The sequence below is a fragment of the Hominimerdicola aceti genome (assembly GCF_025567495.1).
Lineage (GTDB): Bacteria > Bacillota > Clostridia > Oscillospirales > Ruminococcaceae > Hominimerdicola > Hominimerdicola aceti.
Window position 1 is genome coordinate 1 of the sequence record NZ_JAOQJZ010000026.1, and the last position, 8754, is coordinate 8754.

The window sequence follows — 8754 nt, forward strand, 5'->3', positions numbered from 1 at the left end:
TTAAGTCGAACAAACAACCGTCCTATGCGTCCCCTCAAATGGTTTTCGCCTATCGAATTTCTTAATAATAGTGTCCAATATGATTGACAAACCTACAAAAAATAGCTATGCCTCCATTAATAGTTTCGGAGACATAGCCTCATGTTGCGTTATTTTATATTCATCGAATATGGTCTATTGCCTGATTTAAGAGTGGGTGTACTTATAAGTGCTTCACAGAAGACAGCGAGAGAACGCCGAAATACAATGTCACTTGGGTCGATAAGCATGGGGTTACCCATGACGGTGTCGTGGGCGGCGACCCGAAATGCGACGGTCACAAGCTCCCGTGCCTGTTTGAAGCAGGCTATTACGAACCGCATTATATGACCACCGGCTCCAAGGAGCGCATCTTCCCGCATACCTTTGTGCTTGACATTAGCTATGACGCAGTGGGCGGCGGCAGAGTCGATGTGCTCAGATGTTCCGTCTGCGACTATATCGTTCCTGTGAAGAGCCATGTCCATGATTACGGCTGGAACTGGGACTGCACCGGCTTCGGCAGTATCTATGAGTATACCTTCAACATCGGCGGCTCGACCAAGACGGTGGAGCAGCTCATCCTTGAATCCGGCTATGCCCACCCCGAAAAGTGCAAGGTTCCCGGCTGCGAGGAGTTCATCATGGTTCCCCATAGCTGGGGCCGCTGGAATGTGGTCAAAGCCCCCGATACCGAGGGCGATAAAGGCGGCATGGAAGCTGAATGCAGCGTCTGCGAATACAAAGAGACGGAAGGAATTGACGGCGATTGGACAAAGGACACCGCACTTGTGACGGTGAAAAATGGCCGGGCAACCCGTATGATCGTCAAGCCCGGCGACAAGATCAGGCTTTATCCCGAGGAGAGAACCGGTCAGAAAGCCATCGGCTGGAAGGTGGAGTATCGCCGCGAATACAATGAGTATGACATCACCAGCGGTACGGGATTACCTGTTACTAAAAATTGGAGTGCCAACGAGGCGAAGACCCTGTTCAAGCTGGTGACCAACGGCTCCGCCCTCGAGTGGGGCTGCACGATCCCAGAGTTCAGCGCCATGGGTGCCCCCGGCGGCGGCAGTTTCTTCTTTGAGCCTGTCTATGCAGGCTGTGACCACAGCGGCGGCACCACGGTGCTCAATGCGAAGGAGCAGATCTGCGACCGTAAGGGCTACACCGGCGACACCGCCTGCGCAGACTGCGGCCATGTCATCAGTGCCGGTTCGGATATCTACCCACCTGCAAACGCCGGTCATACCGGTCCACTGCAGCCGCTGTACTACTACGGCACGGCCAACTCGGCAACCACAGACGCGAGCCATGGCGGCAAACGCTATAACGCCAAATCGGGAGACTGCCGACACCGCGCCTATGAGGGCGACTACCGCTGCACGGCTTGCGGCGGCACCGTAAAGGGCGAGACTGGCGACTTCAGGCATAGCGGTCCCCTTGAACTGCGGGATGTAAGAACGGCGACCTGTACAGAGAGGGGCTATTCCGGCAGCCAGTACTGCTCAGCGTGCGACAGGATCGCGAAGAAGGGCGTCTCAACCCCGTCCCTCCACGAAATTGCCGATAACTACAAGCTGATCAATGAGGTTAAGCCAGGATGCACCACCTCAGGCTATAGCGGTGACCAGCAGTGCACAGCCGGCTGCGGACAGATTATCCGCTACGGTCATGTCGTTAATAAGCTCAGCCACGACTGGGACGGCGGCAAACCTGCAAAACAGGGCAAGAGCGAAGGAATTCTCTACACCTGCCAGCGTGCCGACTGCGGCGAGACAAGGTTCGTCAGAAGCTCCGACGCGACCGAGTTCACGGTCACGGTCATCAAGGGCACGGCCTCCGTTGCCGCAGGGACACTCATCACGGACAAGATCGCGCAGAACACCGTTGTGACCGTTACGGCGGACGCACCGGAGGCAGGCAAGGTCTTTGACAAGTGGGTCGTGCTGGAGGGCAATGTCACTCTGGCAAACGCCACCAAGGCAACTACCACCTTCACCATGCCCGGCAATGATGTGAAGCTCGAGGCCACCTATAAGGATGCGCCTCCAAGCCATACCCACAGCTACGGAACCGAGTGGAAGTATGACGACACCGATCACTGGCATGAGTGCGAGTGCGGCGATAAGGCCAATATTGCGGCTCACAGCGCCAGCGAGTGGATCGTTGACACGGCAGCTACCGAAACCGCCGACGGCGCTAAGCATAAGGAATGCACCGTCTGCAAGAAGGTTCTTGAAACCGCACCGATCCCCGCAACAGGCAGCAATCATACCCACAGCTACGGTACAGTGTGGAAGTATGACGGCACCAACCACTGGCATGAGTGCGAGTGCGGCGACAAGGCCGACACGGCAGCACACAGCTTCCAGTGGGTGATCGACAAGGCCGCTACCAAGGAGGCCACCGGCATCAAGCACGAGGAATGCACCGTTTGCGGCGCCAAGCGCAGCGAGAATACGGTCATCGACAAGCTCCCCGACGGCGGCAACACCGACAATACAGGCAGCAGTGATAATAACACCAATAAGCCAGGAAATGACGACTCCACCAAGTGTCCTCAGACCGGTGACAGCAGCAACCACATCGGTTGGCTGGCTGCTCTGTGCGGCGTTCTGACTCTGCTGGGCGTAAGCGGCAAAAAGAGAAAGGAATCCAAGGTTAAATAAGCCGACGCTTCCGAAATCAAAATAGCCTAAACACAATAGGCGGTGACGGATCATTCCGCCACCGCCTATTTTCCTGAAAGCGAGCTTGCCAGCAAGTCCCTTTCCGAAAGGCGGCAAGCGACACCCACATTCTGACCATGTATCCCCAGCCGAACGGGGACGGCAATCTCCGGCGCTCTTTCTTTATGCCTTCGACAAAAATCAGAGCAAAGCTCAAAAATCTTTTAGAAAATTAAAAAACTTGGTTGTAGCCCCCTCAACTTTTCAACATGGAAAGTGAGGGGGCTTTCTCTATAGCCTCCGCCCGTTCTTTGAAAACCGAATAGTACAGCGCATCCTTTTGTAGGGCGTAATTTTTTTGTGTCTAAAAGCAAATCTACTCACTGTCAAAAGCTTGAACTCACTACAAATAAAAAAAATGGTAACACCAGCAGGAAGTTATTTTCCTGCTAATGTTACCTCATTTACAAGTATCACAAGATTTAAAGGGGAAATGATAAAGTCTTTGTAATGCTTATCGTAATTCTTGTAGCTTTACGCTTAATTCTTGTAAATGTTTTTTGGCTCTTTAGTTTGATAGCCACCATACATTGATGCACATCCGCAGGCAGCTATACCCATTCTCTTAGTTGCTCTGGCAATAAGGCTGGCAAGCAATTTCTTAAATGATCTCATTCTTATCACACCTCTTTTCTTTGATCTTCGCTGATATTATTAAAACTGCAATTAATAGATTTGTTAACAGGATCATAGATCCAACCATCTGATATCTATTGATAATCGCCCCGCCAAACAGATCAAGCAACAGAAAAACTATCATTCCCATCGCTTTGAACTTTGGCTTTTTTTCTTTTTCTATAGGCTTATTTTTGTTCTCCACAGGGCAGAATACAAAAGCTATTATCTCTTCAAACACCACAAAGGCAGCTATCACCCATATATTTATATATCCGCATACCTTGTCATTAAGAAAAGCTGTAGCAATAAATGTTGAACACATCAGCAGATTGCATCTGAAATATGTATCTGCATGATACCCTCCGGTAATAACCCTGACAGCAATAAACACTGCCAAATATATCACGCTTTCCAGCAAATGCCCTGTCAATGCTCCCATAAGCAATACAAGCACAATGTTTAACATTGATGAGATAGTTATTTCTATGCCATACCGATAAAAATCCTGTACCTCATCTGCTTTGCCGATAGCTTCCTGCTCGGTCAAAAAATTAAGTATACCCGATACAACAAGATCCATAAACTACCGCCTCGCTTTTGTCTTACCCTAATTTGAATTTTACTAGAATAACAGCAATATGTCAAGCTTTTTGGAATGAGTTGCAGGTTTTTGTCACGAAATGCAGCAACGGTCCAGAACAATTAGTTCAGGACCGTTGTATCTGCCATCAATGTTACCTGACAGCAAAACATTCCCTCCGACTCATAGAAATCGCATCTGCCATTATATTTTCTTGCTATCTCTTTGATTATTGAGGTCCCCAGACCATGCTGCTTTTTATCAGCCTTTGTGGTCGTAAGCCTTGGATTACTATCCATAACGGAATGATCTATTGAATTTTTTATCAAAAACGTATATGTATCCGTTTCTCGGTCGATCTTCAGATACAGAAATTTATTTGCGTCGTCGGCTATTTTCTTGCATGCCGTTATAGCATTCTCCAACGTGTTGCTCAACAGGTCGCAAAGGTCAGTTCCCTTTATTCCCTCAAAATCTGAAACCGTTATGCATGATATTTTTATCCCCAAGGAAGAAGCCATCGTAAGCTTTGCGTTAACAATAGCATTTACAATGTTATTTTTCGTTTTAACATAGGGCTCCGACTTTCCGATAAGGTCAAAGCTTTCTGAGATAAATTTTCTCGTTTCATCTATTTTTTGGACTTTCAACAGTTCATTAACCGTTTCATATTTGTCTTTTATATCATGCCTTAGTTTTCTCATGGCGTCATATTGCGACTCGGCGTTTCCGATAAACTGCTCAAGATACTGCTCTCTTAGTTTGACTATCTCCATTTCCTTGAGCTTCCGATTCTTTTTTATCAAAGAATTTATTATCCAGAATATAAGTATATTAAGAACAAAGACAAGCATATATGACAGATTTATATACAGCCTATGGCCATCGTCTGCCGACAGGGACAGTTCATGTATTACCATAACGAGAGAAAACGAAATAATAAGCACTGCAATTATCGTAACCCAATCTGAAGCCGTATAATCATCTGTGTGTTTAAAGGCCATCAGTATTAATCTAAATACAATGAATATAGAGATCTGGATCATTATAAGCGTCACAAATCTAAGCAAGCTTTGTTCGACCACAAGCTCCCTGAGGGATATTTTAAAAAATGACGATACAACATTTAGTTCCAATGACGTTATCAACAAGATCGCAACCTGCGAGAGGGATATGGAAAGAAATTTCTTTACTGCATTGTCACTAAAAAAGCAAAACGCAAAAACAAGCAGACTTGCCCAGTACAAAGCACTTCCAAAGCCCTCAAATACAGTGAAATAATTAAAAGCAGTGACCAGACAGCCTTCACAAACGGCAAATATAACAGCCCATATCTTAGCCCTTTCATGAGATCTTGGCGTAAGAAATTTATATATAAACCATGTTTCCAAACCGCCCTGATAAAAGTTTATCAAGATCTCAAATATCGTCCACAATGTAATAGTCATCACTTTCTCCTCAGATATTCAGTCAAAGCGTCGTCAACTGCATTCTTATATCCTCGGCTCATGGGAAGCTCTGAACCGCTTTTGAAGATCACTGTTTCATTTGAACGGCTTATGTTAAAAACATATTTCAGATTGACGATATATTTTTTATGCACCCGTATAAAATCAAATTTACGATAAGCTTCTTCTATCTCGCCAATGCTATCTCTGACTGCAATAGTATCCTTATTATTTGCAAAATGATATATGATGCTGTGGCTATTGCTCTCTATATAAGTTACATCCCGAAGCTTTACAGAGATCCTTCCCTGCTCCCTATTCTCCAAAACCACTGTCTTTTCCTGCTTCAGTGCGTCCGTCAACTGTCCTGCTACCATATGGAGCCTATCCTTCATAACATCAGCGTCAGGATCTTTGCAGATAAAATTCAGCGGTCTGAAATTAAAGCTGTCATAAACCAGCTCCTGATGACTTGTCACAAAGATCACAAAGCAATTACCATTCTGACCTAGCTGCCGCGCGACTTCAAAACCGGTCATTTCAGGCATATCAAGGTCAAGAAATATAGCCGAAAAAGGCTTTTTCCCATGGCAGTAAAAAAAGCTCTCAGCTTTGGTAAACGTTTCTATTTCAGCCTTGACCGACCTTGATTCAAGTTCATTTGCCAGCATAGATTTAAAAAACTGAAGAAAAACAGCATTATCATCACAAACTGCGATCCGCATTTTTTCACGTCCTTTTATAACATAGTCTATGTACAATTTTATATTACCATAATTATACCATAAGGTCAAGCCATAAGGCGTTTCACAGCTTCCTGCGTCAAGACCACACCTTGCTGCAAACAAAAAAAGGGCTGTTCTAACAGCCCTTCAGTCTGCCGCAAAAGTGTAAGACCAACGTCCCACTTATTTAGGTCTTTTCCAACTTATTTCGTTTTGGATCCCTACGCCTTAGGCTTTTTCATAGTAAGCGAAATACGCTTTTTCTTCAGGTCAACGTTAAGTATCCAAACCTTAACTACCTCACCGACCTTTACGACCTCAAGAGGATGCTTTATATATCTGTCGCACATCTGAGAAATATGTACAAGACCGTCCTCGTGAACACCGATATCAACGAACGCTCCGAAGTCTATAACGTTTCTCACTGTGCCCATAAGCTCCATGCCCGGTTTCAGGTCTTTAAGATCCATAATGTCGCCACTTCTCATAAGCGGTGGCGGCAGCTCGTCACGAGGGTCACGACCAGGCTTTTCAAGCTCCCCTACTATGTCCTTTAACGTGGGAGCACCAATGCCGATATCTGTGGCAAGCTTCTTCATACCCATTGCATTGACTTTCTCAGCTATCTGCTTTACGTCACCCATGTCCGCAAGGCTCAGCCCGCACCTGTCAATAAGCGCCTGTGCTGCCTTGTATGACTCAGGGTGAACAGCCGTGTTATCCAGCGGATTTTTTCCGCCACGCACTCTCAAAAAGCCTGCGCACTGCTCAAATGCCTTTGCTCCAAGCTTTGGCACTTTCATAAGCTGCTTTCTCTCTGTGAAAGCACCGTTTTCCTCACGGTAGGAAACAATATTCTTTGCAACTGTCATATTTATGCCCGATATGTATGACAACAATGAGTATGAAGCCGTATTAAGGTCAACGCCTACTGAGTTTACGCAGTCCTCAACAACGCCCTTTAAAGCCTCGTCCATTCTCGCTTTTGGCATATCATGCTGATACTGTCCAACACCTATTGCCTTTGGGTCTATCTTTACAAGCTCTGCAAGAGGGTCCTGCAAACGGCGTGCTATTGATACTGCCGAACGAAGTGAAACGTCATACTCAGGAAACTCCTCAGCCGCAAGCTTGGAAGCGGAGTAAACGGAAGCGCCTGCCTCAGACACCACCATGTAAGAAACTTTCTGCGGAATTTCTTTGATAAGCTCCGCTGTGAACTGCTCTGTTTCTCTTGAAGCTGTGCCATTGCCTATGGAGATAGTCGTAACGCCATATTTCTTTATAAAGCCCGTCAGAATACGCTTAGCACGCTCTGTATCCTTCTTTGGCGGAGTAATGTAGATTATTGCAGTGTCAAGCACCTTGCCCGTAGCGTCCACTACAGCGGTCTTACAACCGTGAGCATATCCTGGGTCAAGACCAAGGGTAACAGTGTCTTTAACAGGCGGCTGCATAAGAAGCTGTCTGAGATTTGAGGAGAACACCTTTATTGCCCCCTCCTGAGCGTTTGCCGAAAGCTCCGCCCTTATCTCACGCTCTATGGACGGATAAATAAGTCTTTTATAGCCGTCCTCACAAGCAGCCGTAACAAGCTGTCCGCACTCTGACTTGTTTTTCACATATCTTGACACGCAGGCTCTCTCCCCTGCGCCCTCGGGGACATTCACTGATACTTTCAGAACGCCCTCTTTTTCGCCTCTATCCAAAGCCAAAACTCTGTGACCTGCTATCTTTCCCACAGCCTCAGCGTAGTCATAATAGTTCTCATACACTGACTCGGCATTCTCATCAGACGCTTTTGAGCTTATCACGCCTATCTGCGAAAACAGCGTTCTTATGTATTTTCTCAGGTCAGCGTCGTCAGAGATATCCTCTGCGATTATGTCCATTGCACCCTGCAACGCCTCATCAGCCGACTTTACGCCCTTTTCCTCGTTGATAAATTTTGACCCCTCGACCTGCGGGTCGCATTTCTTATCCTGGGTCAGGATAAGTTCAGCCAGTGGTTCAAGCCCCTTTTCTCTTGCCACCGAAGCCCTTGTTTTACGCTTCGGCTTGAAAGGTCTGTAGATATCCTCCACCTCCACAAGGGTCTTTGCATTTTCGATAGCAGACATTATCTCGTCTGTCATTTTCTCCTGCTCAGTGATAGAAGAGATTATCTCGCCTTTACGTTTTTCGAGATTTCTCAGGTAAGTGAGCCTGTCAGCGATCTCTCTAAGCACCTGATCGTCCAGCGAGCCTGTAAGCTCCTTTCTGTATCGTGCAATAAACGGTATAGTTTTATCGTCATCAAGAAGTGCAACAGTGTTGTCTATCTGCTCCTGTCTGAGCTTAAATTCTTCCGCAAGGGTTTTGTTAATGTCCATGTTTTTACCAATCCTTTTTATTACTTTTTGCGTATTATCATATATAATATTATAGCACATTTTCGATAAAAACGCAACGAAAATGCGGTCGAAAACTGTAACAAAGATAATATATAATACATATAGGATCAATCAGAAAATTAATAAAAGCAGGCAAAAATTGTAGGTTTGTCAATCATATTGGACACTATTATTAAGAAATTCGATAGGCGAAAACCATTTGAGGGGACGCATAGGACGGTTGTTTGTTCGACTTAA

7 protein-coding genes are annotated in these 8754 nt (G+C 46.1%); 2 read left to right on the plus strand and 5 right to left on the minus strand.

Going from position 1 to position 8754, the window contains the following annotated elements; translation table 11 throughout:
• Positions 1-290: 290 nt before the first annotated feature.
• Positions 291-2693 (plus strand): InlB B-repeat-containing protein, encoded by a 2403-nt coding sequence (locus OCV57_RS14085; RefSeq protein WP_267302063.1) that lies wholly within the window; start codon positions 291-293, stop codon positions 2691-2693.
• 540 nt (positions 2694-3233) lie between these two features.
• Here OCV57_RS14085 and OCV57_RS14090 read toward each other — a convergent pair.
• From OCV57_RS14090 to OCV57_RS14100, 3 genes are all read right to left on the minus strand, one after another.
• Positions 3234-3368: a hypothetical protein gene (locus OCV57_RS14090; protein ID WP_256320430.1), complete on the minus strand. Its 135-nt coding sequence runs from the start codon at positions 3366-3368 to the stop codon at positions 3234-3236.
• Entirely contained in the window at positions 3355-3951 is a 597-nt protein-coding gene (locus OCV57_RS14095; RefSeq protein ID WP_117894057.1) for an accessory gene regulator B family protein, read from the minus strand. Before OCV57_RS14095 ends, OCV57_RS14090 begins: the two co-directional genes overlap by 14 nt.
• Positions 3952-4073: 122 nt before the next feature.
• Entirely contained in the window at positions 4074-4955 is an 882-nt protein-coding gene (locus OCV57_RS14100) for a sensor histidine kinase (RefSeq protein ID WP_267302064.1), read from the minus strand.
• Between the two features lie 19 nt (positions 4956-4974).
• Here OCV57_RS14100 and OCV57_RS14105 point away from each other — a divergent pair, with 19 nt between their 5' ends.
• Complete coding sequence (locus OCV57_RS14105; RefSeq protein WP_181982681.1) at positions 4975-5232, plus strand: hypothetical protein; 258 nt, start codon at positions 4975-4977, stop codon at positions 5230-5232.
• A 166-nt stretch (positions 5233-5398) separates the two neighbouring features.
• Here the strand turns inward: OCV57_RS14105 and OCV57_RS14110 are convergent, their stop codons facing one another.
• Positions 5399-6247, minus strand: coding sequence for a LytR/AlgR family response regulator transcription factor (locus OCV57_RS14110; protein WP_267302066.1), 849 nt, complete (start codon positions 6245-6247; stop codon positions 5399-5401).
• A 98-nt stretch (positions 6248-6345) separates the two neighbouring features.
• Positions 6346-8496, minus strand: a complete 2151-nt coding sequence (locus OCV57_RS14115) for a Tex family protein (protein WP_117956837.1) — start codon at positions 8494-8496, stop codon at positions 6346-6348.
• Positions 8497-8754 lie beyond the last annotated feature (258 nt).

Coding starts and splice junctions, on each gene's coding strand:
- OCV57_RS14090 (WP_256320430.1), bottom strand. CDS start 3,368: ATGAGATCATTTAAGAAATTGCTTGCCAGCCTTATTGCCAGAGCAACT.
- OCV57_RS14100 (WP_267302064.1), bottom strand. CDS start 4,955: ATGGCCTTTAAACACACAGATGATTATACGGCTTCAGATTGGGTTACG.
- OCV57_RS14105 (WP_181982681.1), top strand. CDS start 4,975: ATGAATATAGAGATCTGGATCATTATAAGCGTCACAAATCTAAGCAAG.
- OCV57_RS14115 (WP_117956837.1), bottom strand. CDS start 8,496: ATGGACATTAACAAAACCCTTGCGGAAGAATTTAAGCTCAGACAGGAG.
- OCV57_RS14095 (WP_117894057.1), bottom strand. CDS start 3,951: ATGGATCTTGTTGTATCGGGTATACTTAATTTTTTGACCGAGCAGGAA.